The organism is Rhodococcus sp. NPDC060176 (assembly GCF_042728675.1).
Taxonomy (GTDB): Bacteria; Actinomycetota; Actinomycetes; order Mycobacteriales; family Mycobacteriaceae; genus Rhodococcus_F.
The window spans coordinates 122,495-144,820 of the sequence record NZ_JBHWYS010000009.1; the positions used below are offsets into that span (position 1 = coordinate 122,495).

Here is a 22,326-nt window from a genome sequence, read left to right on the forward strand (position 1 = left end):
GGTCAGGCCGACAGATACTTCCTCAGCACGGCCGCGACGTCGGTGATCTGCTGCACCGGAACGTGCTCGTCGCGCTTGTGCGCGAGATTCGGATCACCCGGTCCGTAGTTCACGGCAGGAATGCCGAGCGCCGAGAACCTGGACACGTCGGTCCACCCGTACTTCGCACGGAACTGACCACCGGCCGCCTCGATCAGCGCGGCAGCGGACGGGTTCGCCAAGCCAGGCAGCGCGCCGGGCGAGGAGTCGGTGACCTCGAATCCGAGGCCCAGACCGTCGAACACTTCGCGCACGTGTGCCTCGGCTTGTACCTCGCTGCGATCGGGCGCGAATCGGAAGTTGACGTCCATCTCGGCTTCGTCCGGGACGACGTTTCCGGCGACACCGCCGGAAATCCGCACCGCCGACAAACCCTCGCGGTAGCCGCAACCGTCGATGTCGACCGAGCGCGGCTGGTAACTCGACAACCGCTCCAATGCACCCCCGAACTTGTGAATGGCGTTGTCCCCCAGCCAGGACCTGGCCGAATGTGCGCGAGTTCCCGACGCCGTCAACCGAACCCGCATCGTGCCCTGGCACCCGGCCTCGATGAAACCGGCCGTCGGCTCACCGAGAATCGCGACGTCGGCCGTGAGCCATTCCGGGATCTCGCGTTCGATTCTTCCCAGGCCGTTGTACGTCGCGGCGATCTCTTCGCAGTCGTAGAAGACGAGAGTCAGATCGTGGGCCAAGTTCTCGATGGTCGCAGCCAGATGAAGAAACACCGCGTCCCCCGACTTCATGTCGACAGTCCCGCATCCGTGCAGAATGTCGCCTTCGCGTCGCGAAGGAACGTTGTCGGCGATCGGCACCGTATCCAGATGTCCGGCGAGCATGACGCGACTGGGCAAACCGCGCGACGTACGCGCCAACACGGCGTTGCCGTTGCGGATGATCTCGAAGCCCGAAGTCTGCTCACGCAGCGCATCCTCGACGGCCTGCGCAATGACGGATTCGTCGTGCGAGACGCTGGGGATGTCGACCAGGGCGGCCGTCAAGTCGATGGGGTCCGAAGCAAGATCGAGGATGCTCACACGCACCAGCCTAGGCCGGTGCACCCACCACCCAGTAATCTCTAGTCCCGTGAGCGCACAGGGAGCAACAGCAGTAGGTATCGCCAACGTGACCGCGGACGGAACCGTCCTCGACACCTGGTTCCCGGCACCGGAGCTGGGAACATTCGACAAGACCGGTACCGAGAACGTCGAGGGAACAGACATTCCTTCCGATCTTGCACTGCTGGCAGGCACTGACGACGCTCGCGAGGTCTCGCAGGTCGTCGTGCGCACCACCATCGCCGATCTCTCCAAGGCACCGGTCGACGCCCATGACGTCTACCTGCGCCTCCACCTCCTCTCGCACCGTCTCGTCGCGCCCCACGGCGTCAACCTCGACGGCCAGTTCGGCCTGCTCAGCAACGTCGTGTGGACCAACTTCGGTCCGTGCGCCGTCGAAGGTTTCGAGCAGGTTCGCTCGCGTCTGCGCATCCGCGGAGTCGTCACCGTGTTCAGCGTCGACAAGTTCCCCCGCATGGTCGACTACGTCGTGCCGTCCGGAGTTCGCATCGGTGACGCGGACCGTGTCCGACTCGGCGCACACCTCGCCAGCGGAACGACCGTCATGCACGAGGGCTTCGTCAACTTCAACGCCGGCACCCTCGGCAACTCGATGGTCGAAGGCCGCATCTCCGCGGGCGTCGTCGTCGACGACGGATCCGACGTGGGCGGCGGCGCCTCGATCATGGGCACCCTCTCCGGCGGCGGCAAGGAAACCATCTCTCTCGGCAAGCGCTGCCTCCTCGGCGCCAACGCCGGCCTCGGCATCTCACTCGGTGACGACTGCGTCCTCGAAGCGGGCCTCTACGTCACCGCGGGCACCAAGGTCACCGGCCCGGACGGCACCGTCGTCAAAGCCAAGGAACTCAGCGGCAAGTCCAACCTTCTCTTCCGTCGTAACTCGGTCTCGGGTGCCGTCGAGGTCGTGCCGTGGAAGGGCACCGGCGTCGAACTGAACGCTGCTTTGCACGCCAACGACTGATGACCAGCACCGACGTCTCCGACGGAACAACCACTGCTCTCGGCCACGGTCTCAAGGTCCGCCATCTGACGATGATGGGCCTGGGCTCGGCCATCGGCGCCGGCCTGTTCCTCGGAACCGGCGTCGGTATCGCCAAGGCCGGCCCGGCCGTCCTGATCTCCTACATCCTTGCGGGCGCCGTCGTGGTGTTCGTGATGCGCATGCTCGGTGAGATGGGCGCGGCGATTCCGGCCAGCGGTTCCTTCTCGCACTACGCACGTCTGGGCATCGGCGAGTGGGCCGGCTTCGTGATGGGCTGGCTCTACTGGTTCATGCTCATCATGGTGCTGGGGGCCGAGATCACCGGAGCGTCGGCGATCGTGAACGACTGGGTGCCGTCGATCCCGCAATGGGTTGTCGCCCTCGTCTTCGTGGTGTTCTTCGCCGTCGTGAACCTGGCCAAGGTCAGCAACTTCGGCGAGTTCGAGTTCTGGTTCGCCGCAATCAAAGTCACCGTCATCATCGCCTTCCTCGTCATCGGTGTCCTGCTGGTGTTCGGCATCCTGCCCGATACCGATCCGGTCGGTACGAGCAATCTGTTCGGGCAGGGTGGCTTCATGCCCAACGGGTTGTCCGGCATCGCCGCAGGCCTTCTCGTCGTGGCCTTCGCCTTCGGCGGGATCGAGATCGTCACCATCGCCGCAGCCGAATCCGAGAATCCGGAACGCTCCATCGCCGTCGCTGTCCGCAGCGTGGTGTGGCGCATCAGCGTCTTCTACATCGGCGCCATCTCGATCATGGTTCTGGTGCTGCCCTGGAACGACCCCGAACTCGAGAGCGGCCCGTTTGTGGCCGTCTTGAACAAGGCGAACATTCCGGGTGTTGCCGGGTTCATGGAACTCGTCGTAGTGGTGGCGTTGCTTTCTGCGTTCAACGCCAACATCTACGGCACTTCTCGTATGGCGTTCTCGCTGTCGCGTCGCGGTGACGGGCCCGCTTTCATGGCGAAACTGTCGAGCACCGGAGTTCCGACCAATGCCGTTCTGCTGTCGGTGTTCTTCGGCTTCGTCAGCGTCCTGCTCAACTGGTTGCTCCCCGACGACCTGCTCGGCATCCTGCTCAACGCAGTCGGCGCCGCGCTGCTGGTCATCTGGATCTTCATCGTCGTCTCGCATCTGCGACTGCGTAAACAACTAGAAGCGTCGGGCAAGCTGACAGTTCGAATGTGGCTGTTCCCTTATTTGAGCTACGCGACTCTCGCGATGCTCGGCGTGTTCGTCGTCCTCATGCTCTTCGACGCCGATGCCCGTGCACAATTGATCTCGACCACCGTGTTGTTCCTCGTGATCGCGGCATTGGGTTTCCTGAACGCCCGCTGGCGTAAGCAGAATCAGCCCGCCTGATCTGTGTGCCTATGCATCTCGTCTGTTCACGACGACGATGCTGAGCCCGAAGACGACGAGAACGAAGAGGGCAAAGTAGATCAGGCTGCCCCAAGGGCCCCAGTGGAAGTCGACACTACCGCCGGAACCGAGAAAGTTGTTGGCGTTCATGAACGGCAGGAACGGCATGATCTTCTCGCCGATGCTGCCAAACAGGTTGAATAGGTTCTCGATGAGCAGGGGCCACAACAGCAGTAGCGCGATCGCACCCGCAGACTGCCGGAGCAACGCCCCCACTCCGACTGCCAGTACCACGCAGAAGAACGCGTAGATCGGTGTTCCGTAGACGACCCGCCAGTTCTCGTCGCCGGACAGAGTAAGGAATGTTCCGGCGTCGCCTGCTGTGGCCTTCGTCAGAGCGAAGGCGCCGAACGACAATACGAGCGTCAATATCGCTCCGAAACCGCCGATGAGGCCGGCCTTGGCGATCAGCACCGAAGCCCGATTCGGAACCGCCTGGAACGTGGTTCGGATGGTCCCGAAGCGGTATTCGCTGGTGATCGCGAGGGCCGCCATGATCATCAGAACCAACACACCGAAGCCGGTCACTCCACTGAGTGCCCCCGACACTGTCGGCATCATTGCGCCGTTCGAATTGCGGAGCGACGACTTGGCGCTGAGTCCGAAAACGGTAGCGAGCCCCAACCCGAGCACTATGATGATGATCGTGCACCACAGCGGCGACTTGGTCGTGGTGATCTTGATACGTTCAGCACTGAGAACAGCCATTACAGTGCACCTCCCATAGCCTGCTGTGTGTTTGCCTGGTGTGCATTTGCTTGGTGGGCTCCAGCGCCCGGATCGATACCGGACGCGTGGTACTGGACATCGTCTCCGGTCAACTTCATGAACGCATCCTCGAGCGACCCCTGCTGAGACGCCAACTCGTACAACACGATCCCCTGCGAACCAGCCAAACCACCGATCACATCAGTCGTCGAATCCACCACCACCAATGCCGGCGCAACACCGGAACCATCTTCACGCACCGTCAACCCCTGCGAAAGCAACACACTGCGCAACGCATCGAGCTGAGGACTACGCACCCGCACCGTCGACTCCGACGAACGATCCACGAACTCCGCCACCGTCGAATCCGAAATCAACCGACCCCGACCGATCACCACCAACTGCTCCGCCGTCAACGCCATCTCCGACAGAAGGTGACTCGACACCAACACAGTGCGGCCCTCCGCCGCCAACCGCTGCATGAACTTACGAATCCAGACAATGCCCTCCGGATCGAGACCGTTGACCGGCTCGTCGAACAACAACACCTTCGGATCACCCAACAACGCACCCGCCAACCCCAGACGCTGCGACATACCCAACGAGAACCCGCCGGCCTTCTTGCCCGCCACCTCGGACAACCCGACCAACCCGAGCACCTCGTCGACGCGGGACTTCGGGATCCCGTTCGAAGCGGCCATCCACTGCAGATGCGCCCGCGCACTGCGATTGGGGTGCACCCACTTCGCATCCAACAACGCGCCCACCGTCCGCAACGGCGTCTTGAGCTCCCGGTACGGCTTGCCGTCGATCAACGCCGCACCCGACGTCGGCTGATCCAAACCCAGGATCATCCGCATCGTCGTCGACTTACCCGCACCGTTCGGGCCCAGAAAACCCGTCACGATGCCCGGCTTGACCGTGAACGACAAATCGTCCACCGCTTTCGTCGGTCCGTAAACCTTGGTCAATCCCCTCAGCTCGATCATGAGGACCAGTCAACCATGAAAACCGAACTGTCGGAACTTTCAGACGCCAACAGAGAAATGCGTTGCGTCCGTTCGCTGTCGAAGCTAGTATCGAATGTATGTTCGACACTACCGGGGGGTAAAAGTGACGACGCAAGTATCTGAACAGGCGATATCCAAACAGGCGATATCCGAAGAGACCATCGGACAATTCCGAGCATCACTCGTCAGCATGGATCGTTCCATCGACAACGCAGCACGCGTGGATCTTCTGCGCGCATTGGAAGAATTGAAGGCCAGTTGCGCTGGGGCCCAAGCGTTACTGGCTGCCGATCTCGACGCTTTCACCCGCAAGGACCGCGGCGAACGGGGAGTTCGGCGCTCATACCAGGGCCGCGGCATCAATGCGCAGATTGCACTCGCACGGAGGGAGTCTGCGTGGTTCGGAACTCAGCATCTGAACCTGGACCGCGCACTGAACGACGAGATGCCGCACACACTTCGACTACTCGTCGACGGCTCCATCAGTGAGCATCAGGCGACGATCCTCATGCGCGAGACTTCATGTCTCACCGCCCAGGATCGCGCTACATTGGATCGCGAGTTCTGCTGCGACGCTGCAATCTTGGACGGATGCGGCAACCATCAACTGACGGAAAGAATCCGCGCACGCACTGCCGAAATCGACGCCGACAGTGTCGCCAGACGAGCACGCAAAGCCGTGGGAAACAGACGAGTGACGGCGCGGCCTGCGCCCGACACGATGTGCTGGCTCAATGTGCTTCTTCCCGTTGCCGAAGGTATCGCCGTACATGCGACGCTCGGGCGCGATGCAGATTCCGTTCGTGCCGGCGGGGATGAGCGCACGCGAGCTCAGATCATGGCTGACCTCCTGGTCGAGCGTGTCACCGGAATCGGCCGCGCCACAACGACACCCGTTACCGTGAATCTGGTTGTCTCGGATCAGTCACTGCTGGGCGACAGCACCGGCCCTGCACACGTCCACGGGTACGGACCTGTACCAGCCGACATTGCACGCGAATGGATCGCCAAGTCCAGCGAAGACTCCGAAACGATGGCAATGGTCCGAAAGATCTACGCATGCCCCGAAACCGGCGCGATGACCGCGATGGAATCAACGGCGAGAACCTTCCCGAAGGGGTTGGCGCGATTAATCGAACTCCGTGATCGAAGCTGCCGCACTCCGTGGTGCGACGCGCCGGTTCGCCACCGCGACCACATTCGCGATCACAACAAGGGTGGACCCACCAGTGCAGCCAACGGCGCAGGATTGTGCGCGGCATGCAATTACGCCAAGCAGGGCTTGGACTGGTCTGCCGAACCTGCACCAGGCAACCGGCACAGCTTCACCACGACGACACCTACCGGGCACCGATATTCGTCTGCGGCTCCGCCACTTCCGATACCGTGGGCCGGTCCCGATGCGGCCTAAGTTCCTCGGTGAGCCAGTGCATTCACGAACACCTCGGAAATCTCCGAGGGATCGCGAGCGATGTACGTCGAACCGCCCGTCACGCGGGAGATATCGGCGAGCGCCGCAGCATCAGCGTCGTCGGTGATGCCGATGGTGACGATGATGACCGGTCGAGCCGGATCCTGCTCGCGTGCAAGAACATCGAGCAGCTGCTCACGGCTGATGCTGTCGGGGTCTTCGTTGGCGCCGTCGGTCAAGATGATGACGCTGTTGACCGCTCTCGGATCGTACGATTCCTGAACCTTACGGAAGGCGGCCAAAGTCGTGTCGTACAAACCTGTGGCGCCACGCTTGAGTTCGGTGAGCCGGTTCGCCTGATCCGCCATCAACTTTCGTTGAGTCACGCCGTCGACAATGGTGTCGTAGCGCCTGATCGGCACCAATTCCTGAAAGTCCTGGGTTCCGTTCATACCTTGGGAGAACGCCCACAGACCGGCAGCGACGCTGTCCGGGAAGACCTGATTGCCGGCAAGAGCCGCACCAGTTGTCAGCTGCATGCGGGTCTTGCCACCGGCCGCCGGATAGTCCATCGAGGCCGACACGTCGATCGCGACGAGCGTTCGGATCGGCTTGGCCATCAACGCCCAAGCACCCAGTGTTTGATCTGCCACCGACTGTTCGGACACGGTCAGTGCCGTGACGTCACCGACGCCACCTTCGACAGCCCCACCACCGGAAGTACGGAAACCGTTGCGTGTCAGAACTTCCTGTGCAGATTCACTGTGCAACAAGTCGGCGATGGCGTCACTCTTCTTGGCTGCGGCGTAGTGCCGATCCGGTGCCGAAGCACTCACCACCAGGGGGTAATCCATCATCATGGTTCCCGTCGCCGGCACTGTCGCGGAAATCTTCGACTCGGCTTTCGTGAACTCGACTACCTGCTGCTCGGTCGAAACACCGACCTTCCCGGAGCTGACCAATTCGGTGAGCATCTTCTGTCCTACCGGCTGATCTTCGGTACGAACACTCTCCGCTTGGGCATGGGGTACAAGTGCCGCTCGAACCGATTCCGAGGTGGCGCCGGTCTCCGCGAGAGCTCCGAGAATGGGCGCCGATGCAACTCCGGTGAACAACGGATTGCCCAGCGCGAGATCGGGGACCTGTAGCGCGGTGAGCCAACTGGCAAACTGTTCGCCACCGCCGGAGGCAAGAACAACAGGCGAGGTGGCGATCGAACCTCCCGCGGCAGCCACCGGCCCTTTGGCCGTCAATGCAGCTTTGCCGACCCACGCTGTCGAATCCGGTATCCACATGTCCGGAGCGTCCACGCCCTTACCCAAAGTTCCCGCAACGTCGCCGGGCAGCGCAGAGGTGACCGTGATCCGCGAGCAGCCCGTCTGCTCCGGCGACGATTCTGCGAGGATCTCCGTGACCGCAGGCGCGATCGCAGGATCTGCTGCCAGCGAGTACTCGTCGACGCTCTCGCAGGAATCGGACTGTGTTGCCTTGAAGACCACCACCCCGGTGGCGACTACCGCGACGGCAACCAACCCACCCACTGCGTAGAACCCGATCGACCGCCCGCTGTCAGGACTCGAATGCCGTCCGCCCGCCATGAAATCTGCCCTTCCGAGGCCACTCGCACTGGGGCATACCGACGGCATGCGTGCGACTGGAGCTATCCCTACCGGGCGGTAGTGTAGCCAAGAACACAGAAATTCCAACTTGCACTGAATCATCCAAGAACCGGCGAGCGCACATTCCGGGACAGTTCGGCTGAATTCACGAACCTTCAAGCGTCGCAGCGATTTTTCAGCAAACTGCCCTGCCTAGAACAGCTCCCGCTTCTGGACCTTGCCCATCGCGTTACGCGGCAGTGTCTCGGCAAAGCGAACCTCACGGGGACGCTTGTGCGCCGACAACTCTGCGCCGACCAACTCGACCAATTCAGCTTCGGTGACCTCAGGACTCCCGGGCTTTCGGACTACGACGGCGATGATCCGCTGCCCCAGGTCGGCGTCGGGGACACCGATCACCGCAACTTCGGAGACCGAGGGATGCCCGAGGATGGCGGTCTCGATCTCACCGGCGCCGACTCTGAATCCGCCGGTCTTGATCAAGTCGATGGATTCGCGGCCGACGATTCGGTGGAACCCACCCTCGTCGATGACGGCGACATCACCGGTCTTGAAGTAGCCGTCCTCCGTCCAGGACTCGGCGGTTGCGTCTGGACGGTTCAAGTAGCCGTCGAATAGCATCGGCCCGCGTACCTGTAGGCCGCCGATGCTCTCGCCGTCGTGTGGCACGTCGTTGCCCTTCTCGTCACGAAGACGAGTCTCGACACCGCGCAGCGGCACGCCGACCCACCCCGGGCGTCGTTCGCCGTCGAAACGCGTGCTCAGGGTCAGCATTGTCTCACTCATGCCGTAACGCTCGATTGGCGTCAATCCTGTTCGCTCACGCAGCTTTTCGAAGACCGGCACAGGAAGTGGCGCGCTACCGGAAACCAGAAGTCGGGCGCCGGACAATGCACGGGCAGCTTCTTCGTCTTCGGCGATACGGGACCAGACAGTGGGGACACCGAAGTAGAGGGAGCCTTTGGCCCGTGCGTAGTTTTCCGGCGTCGGCTTGACGGTGTGGATCACCCGGCTGCCGATCCGGAGTGGGCCGAGGATTCCGAGAATCAGTCCGTGCACGTGGAAGAGCGGAAGCCCGTGCACCAGCGTGTCTCGCCACGTCCAGTCCCAGGCCTCGCCGAGCGCGTCGATCCCGGCTGCGATGGCCGAGCGACTGAGCAGAACACCCTTCGGTGGGCCGGTGGTTCCGGACGTGTACAGGACGAACGCTGTGGACTGTGGTGCCGGTTCGGGATAGCTGTGCCACGAGCGCGCGTGCAATCGGACGGGAACTACGGGCAAGCCTTCGCAGTGTTCGTCCGTTTCGCCGAGCCACGCCTGGGCACCGGAGTCACGCAGAATGTGCTCCCGCTCGGCCTTCCCCGAGTCCGGCGGGACCGGCACAACAGTGACGCCGGCAATCAATGCTCCGACGACGGCGAGGATCGTTTTTGCTGTGGGAGTTGCCAATACGGCAACCCGATCGGCCTGCGCCACTCGCTCCGCGACCGAGGTCGCGGCACCGAGAATGGCACTCCGCGAGAGAACCGTGTCACCGATCGTCACGGCGTCGTCGAGGTCGTCACCGCGGGCAACAGCAAGGGGGTTCAGGGATCTCAGCAGCACCACGACAGCATCTCACAGCGCAGATGGTCGCAAACTTTCTCCTGCCCGACGCGCATCCATCGAGTGCGGCGGGAACAGCGTCACCAGCGCCGCCCCCAAGAGTGCCCCCGAAAGAACGGCGAATCCGTGCGCGTCGTCGACCGTCACCAGGGTTGCGCCGCCGACCACAATCACTGCTGTCAGAACAATCTCGGGCATTCGCGGGCGCACCAGAACGCCGATCCCCGCGGCCGCCGCTGCCAGAGCAAGTGTGGCGCCGGAGTTTCCTGCGCCGGTCGACGGGAAGACTGCGGTTGTGAGCAAACCGAACAGCAGTTGACCGAGCAGGAAGAGAGCCCAGCCGCGTGCGGCGCCCCAGAGCCGAAACGCCGGAGGCGCCACCACCGCCAGCGTCACGAGATTGGTGACGGTTCCTGCGACCCCTCCGTCCTGGACGAGCACCGAGGTCAGAATGCGCCACCATTGACCGTCGCGAATCAGAGCGGGATCACGACGAAACATGTCCAGCAGTCCCGGCATCAGCGCCTGCAGGATCGATGGAACCGCCACCACCAGCCAAAGAACAGCGGCCGAAAGAGGGAAGTCTCCGAATATTCGACGATCCTTCAGCCAGGTGAGCATCAACGCAACCGAGGCAACAACGACGGCGACGATCAGTACCGCGTCCAAGCCGCCGGTCCCTGAGGTGGTCACAGCGCGACCTTACATCGGACTGATACCGACATCAGGGAACCTGACACCTGCGAAAGCACACAGTTCAGGCGGAGAGGCGCTTTGCTGCTGCGGCGATTCGTTCGTCTGTCGCGGTGAGAGCGATCCGAACGTGCTTGCTTCCGCTCGGTCCGTAGAACTCACCGGGAGCAACGAGGATCCCGCGATCGGCGAACCAACTGACCGTCGCTCGGCATTCCTCGCCGCGGGTTGCCCAGAGGTACAGGCCGGCCTCGGAATTGTCGACGGTAAATCCGGCGCCGCGAACAGCTTCGATCAACACGCTACGACGCTCGCGGTACCGCTCGCGCTGGATGTTCTCGTGTTGGTCGTCGCCCAAGGCTGCGGTCATCGCGGCTTGAATCGGTAGCGGCAAGATCATTCCCGCGTGCTTGCGCACGTCGAGCAGTTCCGACACCAGAGCAGGGTCACCGGTGACGAACCCGGCGCGATAGCTCGCGAGATTGGATGTCTTCGAAAGTGAGTGGACCGCAAGCAAACCGGTCAGATCACCGTCGTTGACGCGGGGATCGAGAATGGAGAGCGCATCCGCTTCCCAGGTCAATCCGAGGTAGCACTCGTCGGAGACGACGATGGCGCCGCGCTCGCGCGCCCAGGCCACGACCTTCTGCAAGTGCTCGAGGCCGAGCACCTTGCCGGTGGGGTTGGACGGCGAGTTCACGAAGATCATCGCCGCCGACTCGGGACCGAGCTTGTTCAAGCCGTCGGCGCGCAGGACACGTGCGCCTGCCAACTTCGCCGCGACCTCGTAGGTCGGGTACGCCAACTCTGGAATGACCACTAGATCGTCGGCTCCGAGACCAAGCAATTTCGGCAGCCACGCGATCATTTCCTTGGTACCGATGGCCGGCAGCACCGCTGCCGGATCGACGTCGGGAATGTTGTAGCGGCGATCCAGTGACTCCGCCACGGCCTCGCGAAGCGCGAGCGTGCCATGAGTCGTCGGATATCCGGGCACCTCGGCAACAGAGGCGAGGGCCTCCTGAATCACCGGATCCACCGGATCCACCGGCGTACCCACGGACAGGTTCACGATGCCGTCGGGATGAGAGTGCGCCTTCGCCGTGACGTCGGCGAGCGAATCCCACGGAAAGTCAGGAAGCCCAGCGGCCACCGGAGTACGAGACAAGATCTCTATTCCTCACCCATGGGAGGCAGCGCCTTGATGAACGGCGTGTCGTAGTCGACCTTGCCGAGCTTGGCGGCTCCACCAGGCGAACCGAGATCGTCGAAGAAATCGACGTTGGTGCTGATGTACGCGTTCCACTGATCCGGGACGTCGTCTTCGTAGAAGATGGCTTCGACGGGACAGACAGGCTCACACGCGCCGCAGTCGACACACTCGTCGGGGTGGATGTAAAGCATGCGTCCACCCTCGTAGATGCAGTCGACAGGGCATTCTTCGATGCACGCCTTGTCCATCACATCTACACACGGTTCAGCAATCGTGTAGGTCACTGCCGATCTCCCTGCCTTCCTGTCGTGCATCGCCGCCGCAACACGCAGTTGCTCGGGGCCGAAAATCCGATACGACTCTCACGTACCGCGGGAACAGCCTATTATCCCCCTGCCTACCGACTCTGAGCAGGCGGGGGTAACACATTTCAGCCTACTGCGGTGATGTTCCTCGACCGAATCGCGATCCACTTCTCCCCCAGGGCGGCCGCGCGTACCAGTGCGCCCCGCTCACCGAGGTAATCCGCCACGACGCCGACCACCGGAATCTTGCCGAGAATCTCGTACGGTTTCGTCCGCGACGGCCGCTTGTGCAACTCGTCGGTGATGGCGCGGAAAGTCTTCGAGGTGCGCCACAAGGTCCCGATCAATGCGAAGGGGCGCCAGGTCTCGTCGGCGGCGCTGACCGACTTTTCGGCGAAATCCTCACCGGCGAGCAGATCTCGGGACTTGGTCTCACGCCGGCACAGCACCGACGCCAAGAGGTCCACTTGCTGATCCCGTTCGGTCACTCCGTGTTCACGGGCAACCGCAACGAGCACAACGGCCTGATTCGCGAAAGCCAGCAGGTCCTGGATCGGCAACCGATTGAGGAGGACGCCGAAGATGCCGGGGAACGCGACGGCAACGGTGTTGAGTGCACCCAACCTGGTCGTCCACCACTTCGAGCGCTGCTCGTCCGTCATCACCGACCACGCCGCCGTCCCGGGGAACTTGACGACATCGAGGACCCAAGCTGCAGCGTCCAACACCATCGCGGCAGCGTTTCGCTCAGGATCGGTCGGCTCGAAGGTCCGACGCTTGATACCGAGCGGATCGCTGTAGGCGAGGTCGAGAACCGGGTTGATCCCCCATACCGCTCGATCGAGAACCTCGACGACCTTGCGGTCCCCCAGTACATCAGCCATCAGGCAATCGCTCCTTCGCGTCGTGCATGTGTGGTGGTTCGTTCGCGTGCCGGACGTCCGATTCCCTCGGCGATGGCGCGCAGTTCTGCGACGGTCTTCTCGGACCCGTGTTCGGAGCCCGCCATCCGCGAGATCGTCTCTTCCATCAGCGTTCCGCCGAGGTCGTTGGCTCCGCCGTTGAGCATCATCTGTGTTCCGGTGATGCCGAGTTTGACCCAGCTGGTCTGGATGTTGGGAATGCGGCCGTGCAGCATGATGCGTGCCAGCGCGTGCGCAGCGCGGTTGTCCCGATTGGTCGGCCCTGGTCGTGAAGCGCCTGCCAGGTACAGCGGCGCGCTCTGGTGGACGAACGGTAGAAGTACGAACTCCGTGAATCCGCCTGTGCGGTCCTGGATTCCGCGAAGAACATTCAGGTGCCCGACCCAGTGGTGCGGCTGATCGACGTGTCCGTACATCATCGTCGAACTCGACCGCAGTCCTACCTCGTGGGCCGTGGTGACCACTTCGATCCACTCCGCCGTCGGCAGTTTGCCCTTGGTGAGGATCCAGCGCACCTCGTCGTCGAGGATCTCCGCTGCCGTGCCGGGAATGGTGTCGAGGCCCGCCTCACGCAGAGCCGTCAGCCAATCCCTGATACTTTCACCGCTGCGCGATGCGCCGTTCACGATCTCCATCGGTGAGAACGCGTGGACGTGCATCGACGGCACGCGCTTCTTGACGGCCCGGACCAGGTCGGCGTAACCGGTGACGGGAAGTTCCGGATCGATACCGCCCTGCATGCACACCTCGGTAGCGCCGGCGACGTGCGCTTCCCACGCACGGTCGGCGACCTGCTCTGCCGACAGTGTGAAGGCGTCGGCATCGCCCTTGCGCTGCGCGAACGCACAGAACCGGCAGCCCGTGTAGCAGATGTTGGTGAAGTTGATGTTCCGGTTCACGACGTAGGTGACGTCCTCGCCGACGGCTTCCTTGCGCAGCGCATCCGCCAGCGCCACAACGGCTTCCAAGCCCGGCCCCTCTGCGGTGGCAAGGGCCAGGTATTCGTCGTCGGAGCATCCGGCGGGATCACGTTCGGCACTGCGCAGCGCAGCCAACAGATCGGTGTCGACGCGAATCGGAGCGCTCAGCTCGAGTACCTGTTCGCGCACGGTCTCCCAGTCGCCGAACGCACTGCCCAGGTCACTGCGGGTCTCGGTGTTGCGCCCGTCCGTGTCGATCTCGGTATTGAGGTCGACGCGTCCGCTCGATTCCCACGACTCGTCGGGCTCCTGCCACGGCCGACCCACCGGCTTGGTATCCGGCAAGGCGAGCCCGGTCTTGGGGTCCGCGAGCGCCTGAACGTGACCCGCAATGCGCGGATCGATCCACGGAGCCCCGGCCAGGACATACGCCGGCTGGGCCGCAGTGCGTTCGGTGAGGGTGAAGCCGCCCTCGGCGCTGATCTCGGCCAAGGTCTCGAGATTGGGCCACGGGCGCTCGGGGTTGACGTGATCGGGGGTCAGCGGTGATACCCCGCCCCAGTCGTCGACGCCTGCGCCGAGCAGCGCGAGGCACTCGCTGTTCGAGACGAGATTCGGCGGACTCTGAATCCGCATCGTGGGCCCGAGCAGTAGGCGCGCGACGGCGATGGCCGCGAGAAATTCGTCGAGTCCTGCGTCAGGGGTGTTGCGCATCGCGGTATCAGGCTTGGCCAGGAAGTTCTGAATGATCACTTCCTGGATGTGGCCGAACGCCTTCTGCGACTTGCGTATCGCCATGATCGACTCGGCGCGCTCGAGGAAGTTCTCCCCGATGCCCACGAGAATGCCGGTGGTGAACGGAATGTTCAGTCGGCCTGCGTCGGTCAGGGTGCGCAACCGAACCGCGGGGTCCTTGTCCGGGCTTCCGTAGTGGCATTCGCCCTTGTCGGTGAACAGCCGAGTTGCCGTCGTCTCGAGCATCATGCCCATCGACGGCGCGACGGGCTTGAGCCGTGAGAGTTCCTGCCAGCTCATCACACCGGGGTTCAGGTGTGGGAGCAGTCCGGTCTCCTCGAGCACCCGAATCGACATCGCTCGCACGTAGTCGAGGGTGGAATCGTAGCCACGTTCGTCCAGCCATTGCTTTGCTTCCGGCCAGCGAGCCTCGGGGCGATCCCCCAGCGTGAACAGGGCTTCCTTGCAGCCCAATTCGGCGCCTGCCCGGGCAATATCCAGAACCTCGTCCGGCTCCAGGAACATGCCGTGCCCTTCGGCACGCAGTTTCCCCGGCACGGTGACGAAGGTGCAGTAGTGGCACTTGTCCTGGCACAGACGAGTGAGCGGAATGAAAACTTTCCGCGAGTACGTCACGGTGTTCGGCCGACCCGCTGCCAGCAGACCGGCGTCGCGAACCTTGGCCGCCGAGGAACACAGATCGGTCAGATCGGTTCCCCGTGCCTGCAGCAGCGTTGCCGCCTCGTCGACATTGAGCGTCGCTCCGTCGCGTGCGCGACGGAGAACTCGCCGCATCGCCGACGCTGACGGGCCGGGCGACGGACTGGACGAGGCGGACGCGGAAATACCTGGCATCGGAAGCATGGTGGGTTTGCCGGAGTCATCACCAGTTCGGTTCACCTAGCGATCATGCGCCATGTGAGACGACTAGTGCCACCCGGTGCCAGAAGTAGGAGGCCTTACTGCCGCGATACCGCCTCGATCACGACGGCCGATAGTCGTCGTCGACCGAGACCTCGACGCGTTGATCCACCACGTCAGCCACAGGTGCGTCGAGCGGAATATCGGTCAGATCGGGTTCTTCGGGGGCGTTTGGATCTACGGGTGTCGATTGTTCGAGCGCATCTGATTCCGGAGCCTCCGGGTCGAATGTCGCATCTTGTTCGGTCATCACGTGCTCCCTTCGCGGTCGCCACACTCCACGATAGGGCCGATGTCGACAGATCGCCCCTCACTCGACCAAAGTAGTGCCCATGACTGCGCCGCAACCGCTGACCATGGCCGACCCACTATGGCGTCCCAGCACCAAAGCCCCGAGGCTGTGGGCAATCACTGCCTCACTGTTCTGGGTACCTGTCATCGTCGCCGAAATCGTCTGTGCCGTCTTGATACCCGGAATCCCATCCTGGGTGGTCGGCACTGTATTCGCAGTCACCGTGCTCTTCGCCGCCACCTATATTCTGATGGTTCCGGCGTGGCGGTATCGCGTCCACCGATGGGAAATCAGTGACACCGCGGTGTACACACGCACCGGCTGGTTCACCCAGGAACGACGCATCGCACCGATCTCGCGCGTGCAGACCGTGGACACGGAGCGCGGACCGATCGACCGCATGTTGGGCCTGGCAACCGTGACTGTTACGACGGCGTCGTCGGCCGGGGCCGTGAAGATCTCCGCACTCGACCAGGAAATCGCCGACCGCACAGTGGCGCAACTGACGGAGATCGCGGGCACCAACGTGGGGGACGCAACATGAACGAGAAACAGTTGGGCGACCCGACCGCGATCGAGATCCCGGTCGAGGCGGAAACGGCGGCTGCCGAGGCAGCAGAAGAGGAGCAGCCCTGGCTCCGCCTCGACCGCCGCATGCTTCTGGTCCACCCCGTCAACGAAGTCGTCAAACTCCTCCCGGTCCTACTCGTCTCCGTCGTTCTCGGCAGCCAATCCGGAAATCACTGGTGGGGACTCGGCGTCGTCACTCTGCTCGTCGTCTTCGGTCTGTTGCGGTACTTCACCACCACGTACCGCATCGGGCCCGTTCACGTTCAACTGCGCACCGGGGTATTCCAGAAAAAGCTGCTCTCGGTCCCGCGTATCCGCATCCGATCCGTCGACGTCGAGGCCGGGGTCATGCACCGACTGCTGGGGCTGTCGATCGTGCGCATCGGGACCGGCCAACGTGCCGGGAGCGGCCACGATTCGAACAAGTTCGAACTCAATGCCCTCTCGACCACCCTGGTTCCGGACCTCCGTGCCGCGCTGTTGGCAGGCGCGCAACAGGCACGCAAACCTGAGGTCCCCGGCACTCCGGTCGAAAACATCGCTGAACCAGTCGACACCGAGATCGGCCATTGGGAGCCGAGTTGGGTTCGCTACGCCCCCTTTTCGTTCACGGGAATCGCCATCATCGCGGCGATCATCGGCATCTCGTTCCAATACGGCATCGGCACTGCCGTCGCGAAGTCCTCGGCAGTCAGCGACAGCTTCGACTCCCTCGAGAGCCTCGGCATCGCGGTGATGGTCGTCATCGCACTCGTCGTGCTGCTGGTGCTGTCGAGTGCACTCGCCTGCGTTCAGTATCTGATCGCGTTCGGCAACATGAAGCTCACCGACAACGGCCGCATCCTGCACGTCAGTCACGGCTTGTTGAAGACCCGGCAGACCACACTCGACCGGGCCCGACTCCGCGGCACGACGCTCAAGGAACCACTCCTGCTGCGTCTGGCCCGCGGCGCGCGCCTCGACGCCATCATGACGGGCGTGAGTGCCGAGAAGAAGGAATCTTCGCTGCTGCTCCCGCAGGGACCGCGCAAGGAGGCCGAGCGAGTGATGGCCACCGTGATCGGTGACTCACGCCAAGCGTCCGCTCCCCTGATGAATCACGGCCCGGCCGCGCGGCGTCGCCGGTACACCCGCGCTCTGTTTCTGGCGGCAGTGGCGTTCCTGGTCTGCGTGGCGTGCGCGGCATCGGGCCTCCACGTGCCGATCTATGCGTGGTTCGGAGTCGCTGTACTCGCGATCGGCGGCGCTGCCCTCGCCTACGACCGATACAACGGCCTCGGCCATGCAGTTCTGCCGGGGTGGTTGATCACCCGAAGCGGCTCGCTCGATCGCCAGCGTCACAGCCTCGAATCCGAAGGTGTCATCGGCTGGACGGTGCGCGAGACGTTCTTCCAACGTCGCGCAGGCGTGGCAACCGTCGTCGCCGCGACGCCCGCCGGCACCGGAAGCTACGAGGTGATCGATCTCCCCGCCGAGAACGCGTGGGCTTTGATCGAGGCGGTCACTCCGGGCGGAGGCGACGTCTGGGCAGGTCGTCGATGATGAGCCTCGCCAGCGAACCGAGACGCGATCGCTCCGGCTGGATGGTGGGAACACCGAGCAGCTCCAGCGGGGCGGCCGTCACCGGTCCCACGCAGTAGGTCGGTACCGGTCCGCGCATCGCTGCGACGAACCGCTCCAGCTCGCCCATTTCTTTTGCCGTGCTGAGCATCGAGGAGACCGCGGGGGCGCTGGTGAAGGTCAGCGCGTCGATTGCGCCGGAACGAACTGCAGCAACCAGCGCGCGGACGGGCGACTGATCCGGCGGCCGGATCCACCGATAGACCGACACCGGAGTGACTATCGCGCCGGTATCGGCAAGGGAAGCGCTCAGATCCGTCAACGGCTCCCATTCGGTGATGGTGCCGTGCAACTGGACTGCGACGCGTAAGCCCGCCACTCCCTCACTTCCGAGGTGCGCCAGAACTTCCTCGGACGACTCACCCGAAGGTGACCACTCCTCACGCAATCCGGCGCCTCGAATGGCACCCGTCGCCTTGGGGCCGCGGGCGATGATTCGTGTCCGGGCCAAAGCTCCGAGGAACTCGTCGGTCAAACCCCACGACGCGACGGCGTCGAGCCATCCGCGAAAGCCGATTCCGGTACTGATCACGACCAGATCCGGTGGATCGGCGATCAGGGCGGAGGTCTGGGTGCGCAGGTCTCGGTCGTCCACCAACGGCAGTACATGGATCACCGGCGTCCGAACGATCTCTGCACCTCGACGTTCGAGGAGCGTCGCAAATTCTTCGGCACGCCGTTCTGCGGTCAAGGCGATCGTCGCGCCCGCCAGATCATGTTCAGCCACAGGCTGAGTGTCCCTTATGCACGGGTCAGTTTCCTACGCGCGCGCCGAGAACTAATGCGAACTGAGGGTGGCAAGCCTGTTGATTGCCACTTTGAAAAGGAAAACTGCGGCCGGAGCGATAGCACCGACCAAAAGCAAGAACGTCAGTGGGGACGACAGCACCAGCACGTCGCCGCCGGGGCCGCCCACCATGCACACCAAGAACCCGACGATCCAACCGGCGAGCGGCAATGCGGCTCTGCCCGGAGTCGTGACAGTGCGGGCCGCGATCACCAACACGAGGTTCGCGACTGCGGCTACGAGAATGCTGATGGGAAATGCCGTCGTACCGAGATGAGTCGGCAGGAACAGAACGGACAGCACCGCGCACAGGAATCCGTCGAAAATCAGGACGCCAAGGATGACAGGGTCGAGCCACGACAGCGACGTTCCTGTCGAGGCGTCCGTGTTCTTCTCGACCGTGATCATGGTTTTGATAGTGGTCTATCGGTCGCCATCGCGCGAGCGCGGGGTCCCCTCCCGACAAGCACCCCGGCTCGCGCCCGAAAAGAACAAAGACGATCAGGGAACCGGCGGGAACCCGAGAAGCGTCAGCAGATGACTTTGCTGATCCGCGAATGCGTAGAGCGATCCGTAATACAAGTCGTGGTAGTAACCAGCCATCGGACGCAACGAATCGACGAAGGCAACGATCTGGTTCTGCAGGTCCCAGTTGTACATTTCTTCAGCCCCCAGGCTTTGCTGTTACCGAAAGGACCACCCATCCGGTGACACGCATCACACACCACTACGGCGTCGATCGCAATGCCTGTGAGCCGACGCGCAGGTCAGATCACGTCAGCCAGGCAGCCCGCCGAACAGATCGCTCTCGCGACCGTCCTCACCCACCGGACCGAGCGTCCCCGCCACCAACACGAAATGCTCGACCGTCAGGATCGGCTGAACCACGTTGTTCGACAATGCGAACTCGGCTCCGCTCGGGGCTACCGTCACCTGAGTGGCGTGGGCGCTCAATGCCCGCGCCTTCGTATCGATGACGCCGCGAACGTCGATTGCCGTTGTCACGTCTCCGTCATCGACGCTCGGCAATTCCGCGGGCTCGGGCAGGCGCCAGTTCGCCGGGAACTCGGAAATGGCCGCGATGCCACGCTCGAGTCCACTGCGCTCGGTAACGGTCCAGTAGAACTTCGGGGTCGTCCACGGATCGCCGGCCTCGGGATACGCCGTCGTTGCTGCAGCTTCCACGGCCGCTGTCGTGATCGCGTGTGCCTGAATGTGGTCCGGGTGCCCGTAGCCACCGTTGCGGTCGTACGTGATCACGACGTGCGGCCTGATCTCACGAATGACGGCGACCACCGCGCCAACTGCCTCGTCGAGTCGAGCATTGACAAAAGCACGGGGATTGGCGGCCGACGGTGTGCCGATCATTCCGGAATCGCGATACCGACCGGCGCCGGCGAGGAATCGAGGAGCGGCACTGCCCAGTGCCGACAGCGCTGCGCTCAGTTCCGAAATCCGGTAACCGCCGAGTTGATCCGACTCGGCAGCCACGAGCCCCGCCCACGCGTCACCGATGACTTCGCCTTCCTCTCCCAACGTGCAGGTGAGGACCGTGACCTCGGCGCCTTCGGCCACGTAACGCGCGATGGTGCCTCCAGTGGTGATCGTTTCGTCGTCCGGATGTGCGTGTACCAACAGCAGTCGTTTCGCCGAGGTCGTCACTTTGCCACCCTCACCCAGTCCGTCGCGTTTCCGAATATCCCCACCTGCACCGGGCCGTCGAGGACGACGCCCTCGACTCCGGTCCCGACCGCGACCAGCGCTCGGCTCTGCACGATCGGCAAGACCGCCGCGAGGTCCCACAGCTTGGGCTCCGCATCGGCGATCAACGATCCGAGATCCCCGACGCCGCTGAGCGCTTCGTCGATCCGACCTTGCAGCGCAGGATCGCAGAGCCCGGACAGGTTGCTCGGAGCCTCGACGCTTGTCGTGCGGACAGGCTCCGGAGACGGCGTCGGTGCGGGTACCGCCGAACTTGTTGCCGGAGTGGAAGGTGCGCTCGGGCAACTGAACCGCGAGGCCAGTGAAGTGGCCGTGTCGGCGCCTGCCCGGCTCCAACCGACAATCATGTCGACGCGTCCTGTCGTCAGGTCCTCGCCGTAGAGTTCCTCCGGCGGCACCGATTCGACGGTCGCGAGGATCCCCACGTCGCGCAGTTCGTCGGCCGCGGTGTTTGCCACGGCGATCGCGATGTCGTCGTTCTCGGGGGCACCGATCAGCAGGGTCAACTGAGCACCGTCCCGGACGATCGATCCGACTGTCCCAGTGCCCGTGACGATTCCGGTGGCCGGCGTCGTCAGGTATCCGGCTGCAGTCAGCTCACCCAGCGCCTGCTCTCGGGTCGGCTTCGGCGGAGCGGTGGGTGCGTATCCCGGATCCGACGGAGCGAGGATCTGAGCTTTCACCGGGGCCGACGCCGATTCACTCCCGGCCGCCACTACGGCGAGCAGGTCCGGATCGAGCAGTCCCAGAACACCTTTACGGACCCGAACGTCCGCGAAGTTCTTGCTGCGCCCGTTCACGTTGATGTCGAGAGTGCGCGGAACGTACGAGAATGCGGTACTGACACCCGGGATCGCAGACAGCTGAATATCGGTCGCACTACCCGAATGAACTTGCGCCACTTGAGCGTCGTCGGTGCGCAGGGCATCCGCCAACTGCGACGCCGTTCCGCCGCGTCGCAGAACTATCTGATCCGGGTCGGACGGCTTGCCCCAGAATCGGTCGTTGCGTTCGAGCACGATTTCGTCCCGGCCACGGTCGACAGAGCGCACGTGAAAGTGGGCTCCCGACACCGGAATCCCCTCGCTCAGTCCGGTGCTGAAACCGCCGGGAGTGTCCTTGATCAGGTGGGACGGAAGAATATCGGTGAACAACTCTCGCCACGCCGGGTACGGTGCACGCATCACCACGTTGACCGCCTTGCCACCGCCGGACGAGTTCACGTCGTCGATCATCTGATAGCCCGCGGGGTTGACCACACCGGGAACCGAGATCATCTGCTGCCACAGGTAGCGAAAGTCCTCTGCCGCAATGGGAGCACCGTCCGACCACTGGGCTTCGTTGCGCAGTTGGTAGCGAATCGTGAACGGAGCCTCTGACGTCACTTCAGCCGAAACGAGAAAAGAATCGTCGATCGCCCACTCGGTCGCACCAGGTTGCGTCGGCGATTTGATCGGGCGAAACGCACTGGGCAGCACGAGATTACCGACTGCGGAGTTGACCGGCGACTGATCCGCGAGCAGGTGCGGGTTGAATCCGCCTCCTACCTCGTCGATTGCCACAGTGACCTGCTTCGTCGCCGGGACGACCGGAGTCGGTGTGGGCTTGACGGTTTCGGTGCTCTCGACCGGAGGCGGCGGATCGGCTGTACATGCAGTCAGCGACAACGCCGTCACTGCCACTGCCAACGCCAGGTAGCGACGTCCTGAGGCCACAGACAATTCCTTCCGTACGGGGCCGCGTCGCCCCTTCGC

The 22,326-nt window shown here is 63.4% G+C and carries 21 protein-coding genes; 5 read left to right on the top strand and 16 right to left on the bottom strand.

Annotated elements, in window-relative coordinates; all coding sequences use genetic code 11:
* Positions 1–2: 2 nt before the first annotated feature.
* Complete coding sequence (gene dapE / locus ACFWEM_RS29140; RefSeq protein WP_378539208.1) at positions 3–1,073, bottom strand: succinyl-diaminopimelate desuccinylase; 1,071 nt, start codon at positions 1,071–1,073, stop codon at positions 3–5.
* A 49-nt stretch (positions 1,074–1,122) separates the two neighbouring features.
* On the opposite strand from dapE, the gene dapD reads away from it, so the two are divergent.
* Both dapD and ACFWEM_RS29150 read left to right on the top strand, forming a co-directional pair.
* Entirely contained in the window at positions 1,123–2,076 is a 954-nt protein-coding gene (gene dapD / locus ACFWEM_RS29145) for a 2,3,4,5-tetrahydropyridine-2,6-dicarboxylate N-succinyltransferase (protein WP_019749368.1), read from the top strand.
* Positions 2,076–3,458, top strand: coding sequence for an amino acid permease (locus ACFWEM_RS29150; protein WP_378539209.1), 1,383 nt, complete (start codon positions 2,076–2,078; stop codon positions 3,456–3,458). The genes dapD and ACFWEM_RS29150 overlap by 1 nt, the downstream gene beginning before the upstream one ends.
* A 9-nt stretch (positions 3,459–3,467) precedes the next feature.
* On the opposite strand, the gene ACFWEM_RS29155 is transcribed toward ACFWEM_RS29150, so the two are convergent.
* Positions 3,468–4,226: an ABC transporter permease gene (locus tag ACFWEM_RS29155; protein WP_378539210.1), complete on the bottom strand. Its 759-nt coding sequence runs from the start codon at positions 4,224–4,226 to the stop codon at positions 3,468–3,470.
* Complete coding sequence (locus ACFWEM_RS29160) at positions 4,226–5,215, bottom strand: ABC transporter ATP-binding protein (RefSeq protein ID WP_378537322.1); 990 nt, start codon at positions 5,213–5,215, stop codon at positions 4,226–4,228. The genes ACFWEM_RS29155 and ACFWEM_RS29160 overlap by 1 nt, the downstream gene beginning before the upstream one ends.
* A 124-nt stretch (positions 5,216–5,339) precedes the next feature.
* Between ACFWEM_RS29160 and ACFWEM_RS29165 the strand changes: the two genes are divergently transcribed.
* A complete protein-coding gene (locus tag ACFWEM_RS29165) occupies positions 5,340–6,647 on the top strand; it encodes a DUF222 domain-containing protein (protein WP_378539211.1) in 1,308 nt (435 codons plus the stop codon).
* On the opposite strand, the gene ACFWEM_RS29170 is transcribed toward ACFWEM_RS29165, so the two are convergent.
* From ACFWEM_RS29170 to ACFWEM_RS29205, 8 genes are all read right to left on the bottom strand, one after another.
* Positions 6,644–8,245: a substrate-binding domain-containing protein gene (locus ACFWEM_RS29170; protein ID WP_378539212.1), complete on the bottom strand. Its 1,602-nt coding sequence runs from the start codon at positions 8,243–8,245 to the stop codon at positions 6,644–6,646. The genes ACFWEM_RS29165 and ACFWEM_RS29170 overlap by 4 nt on opposite strands.
* Before the next feature lie 213 nt (positions 8,246–8,458).
* The gene (locus tag ACFWEM_RS29175) at positions 8,459–9,871 is read right to left on the bottom strand and encodes an acyl-CoA synthetase (protein ID WP_378539331.1); all 1,413 of its coding nucleotides are present in this window, start codon (positions 9,869–9,871) and stop codon (positions 8,459–8,461) included.
* Positions 9,872–9,883: 12 nt separating this feature from the next.
* Complete coding sequence (locus ACFWEM_RS29180) at positions 9,884–10,564, bottom strand: rhomboid family intramembrane serine protease (protein ID WP_378539213.1); 681 nt, start codon at positions 10,562–10,564, stop codon at positions 9,884–9,886.
* Positions 10,565–10,628: 64 nt separating this feature from the next.
* Positions 10,629–11,732 carry a succinyldiaminopimelate transaminase gene (gene dapC, locus ACFWEM_RS29185; protein WP_378539214.1) on the bottom strand — a complete coding sequence of 368 codons (1,104 nt, stop codon included), beginning with the start codon at positions 11,730–11,732 and terminating at the stop codon, positions 10,629–10,631.
* 5 nt (positions 11,733–11,737) lie between these two features.
* Positions 11,738–12,061: a ferredoxin gene (fdxA, locus tag ACFWEM_RS29190; RefSeq protein ID WP_003945248.1), complete on the bottom strand. Its 324-nt coding sequence runs from the start codon at positions 12,059–12,061 to the stop codon at positions 11,738–11,740.
* 146 nt (positions 12,062–12,207) lie between these two features.
* On the bottom strand, positions 12,208–12,966 hold the full coding sequence (locus tag ACFWEM_RS29195) for a hypothetical protein (RefSeq protein ID WP_378539215.1): 759 nt from the start codon (positions 12,964–12,966) through the stop codon (positions 12,208–12,210).
* Complete coding sequence (locus ACFWEM_RS29200) at positions 12,966–15,524, bottom strand: bifunctional FO biosynthesis protein CofGH (protein ID WP_378539332.1); 2,559 nt, start codon at positions 15,522–15,524, stop codon at positions 12,966–12,968. The genes ACFWEM_RS29195 and ACFWEM_RS29200 overlap by 1 nt, the downstream gene beginning before the upstream one ends.
* Positions 15,525–15,642: 118 nt before the next feature.
* On the bottom strand, positions 15,643–15,831 hold the full coding sequence (locus ACFWEM_RS29205) for a hypothetical protein (protein WP_283301526.1): 189 nt from the start codon (positions 15,829–15,831) through the stop codon (positions 15,643–15,645).
* Positions 15,832–15,913: 82 nt separating this feature from the next.
* On the opposite strand from ACFWEM_RS29205, the gene ACFWEM_RS29210 reads away from it, so the two are divergent.
* Entirely contained in the window at positions 15,914–16,417 is a 504-nt protein-coding gene (locus tag ACFWEM_RS29210; protein ID WP_214885416.1) for a PH domain-containing protein, read from the top strand.
* Complete coding sequence (locus ACFWEM_RS29215) at positions 16,414–17,985, top strand: PH domain-containing protein (protein ID WP_378539216.1); 1,572 nt, start codon at positions 16,414–16,416, stop codon at positions 17,983–17,985. The genes ACFWEM_RS29210 and ACFWEM_RS29215 overlap by 4 nt, the downstream gene beginning before the upstream one ends.
* Here the strand turns inward: ACFWEM_RS29215 and ACFWEM_RS29220 are convergent.
* The 5 genes from ACFWEM_RS29220 to ACFWEM_RS29240 all read right to left on the bottom strand — a co-directional run bounded on the left by ACFWEM_RS29220 (position 17,945) and on the right by ACFWEM_RS29240 (position 22,287).
* Positions 17,945–18,790 carry a uroporphyrinogen-III synthase gene (locus ACFWEM_RS29220; protein WP_378539217.1) on the bottom strand — a complete coding sequence of 282 codons (846 nt, stop codon included), beginning with the start codon at positions 18,788–18,790 and terminating at the stop codon, positions 17,945–17,947. The two genes, ACFWEM_RS29215 and ACFWEM_RS29220, sit on opposite strands and share 41 nt — an antisense overlap.
* Positions 18,791–18,841: 51 nt before the next feature.
* On the bottom strand, positions 18,842–19,258 hold the full coding sequence (locus tag ACFWEM_RS29225) for a hypothetical protein (protein WP_378539218.1): 417 nt from the start codon (positions 19,256–19,258) through the stop codon (positions 18,842–18,844).
* A gap of 93 nt (positions 19,259–19,351) precedes the next feature.
* Positions 19,352–19,510: a hypothetical protein gene (locus ACFWEM_RS29230; protein ID WP_003945210.1), complete on the bottom strand. Its 159-nt coding sequence runs from the start codon at positions 19,508–19,510 to the stop codon at positions 19,352–19,354.
* A gap of 117 nt (positions 19,511–19,627) precedes the next feature.
* The gene (gene mshB, locus ACFWEM_RS29235) at positions 19,628–20,512 is read right to left on the bottom strand and encodes an N-acetyl-1-D-myo-inositol-2-amino-2-deoxy-alpha-D-glucopyranoside deacetylase (RefSeq protein WP_378539219.1); all 885 of its coding nucleotides are present in this window, start codon (positions 20,510–20,512) and stop codon (positions 19,628–19,630) included.
* The gene (locus ACFWEM_RS29240; protein WP_378539220.1) at positions 20,509–22,287 is read right to left on the bottom strand and encodes an ABC transporter family substrate-binding protein; all 1,779 of its coding nucleotides are present in this window, start codon (positions 22,285–22,287) and stop codon (positions 20,509–20,511) included. Before ACFWEM_RS29240 ends, mshB begins: the two co-directional genes overlap by 4 nt.
* Positions 22,288–22,326 lie beyond the last annotated feature (39 nt).

Bases quoted from the DNA above. Each gene is read 5' to 3' on its own strand.
- ACFWEM_RS29225 (WP_378539218.1), bottom strand. From the start codon at position 19,258: ATGATCACGGTCGAGAAGAACACGGACGCCTCGACAGGAACGTCGCTG.
- ACFWEM_RS29195 (WP_378539215.1), bottom strand. From the start codon at position 12,966: ATGGCTGATGTACTGGGGGACCGCAAGGTCGTCGAGGTTCTCGATCGA.
- ACFWEM_RS29155 (WP_378539210.1), bottom strand. From the start codon at position 4,226: ATGGCTGTTCTCAGTGCTGAACGTATCAAGATCACCACGACCAAGTCG.
- ACFWEM_RS29170 (WP_378539212.1), bottom strand. From the start codon at position 8,245: ATGGCGGGCGGACGGCATTCGAGTCCTGACAGCGGGCGGTCGATCGGG.
- ACFWEM_RS29160 (WP_378537322.1), bottom strand. From the start codon at position 5,215: ATGATCGAGCTGAGGGGATTGACCAAGGTTTACGGACCGACGAAAGCG.
- ACFWEM_RS29200 (WP_378539332.1), bottom strand. From the start codon at position 15,524: ATGCTTCCGATGCCAGGTATTTCCGCGTCCGCCTCGTCCAGTCCGTCG.
- ACFWEM_RS29210 (WP_214885416.1), top strand. From the start codon at position 15,914: ATGACTGCGCCGCAACCGCTGACCATGGCCGACCCACTATGGCGTCCC.
- ACFWEM_RS29150 (WP_378539209.1), top strand. From the start codon at position 2,076: ATGACCAGCACCGACGTCTCCGACGGAACAACCACTGCTCTCGGCCAC.
- ACFWEM_RS29215 (WP_378539216.1), top strand. From the start codon at position 16,414: ATGAACGAGAAACAGTTGGGCGACCCGACCGCGATCGAGATCCCGGTC.
- ACFWEM_RS29230 (WP_003945210.1), bottom strand. From the start codon at position 19,510: ATGTACAACTGGGACCTGCAGAACCAGATCGTTGCCTTCGTCGATTCG.
- ACFWEM_RS29205 (WP_283301526.1), bottom strand. From the start codon at position 15,831: ATGACCGAACAAGATGCGACATTCGACCCGGAGGCTCCGGAATCAGAT.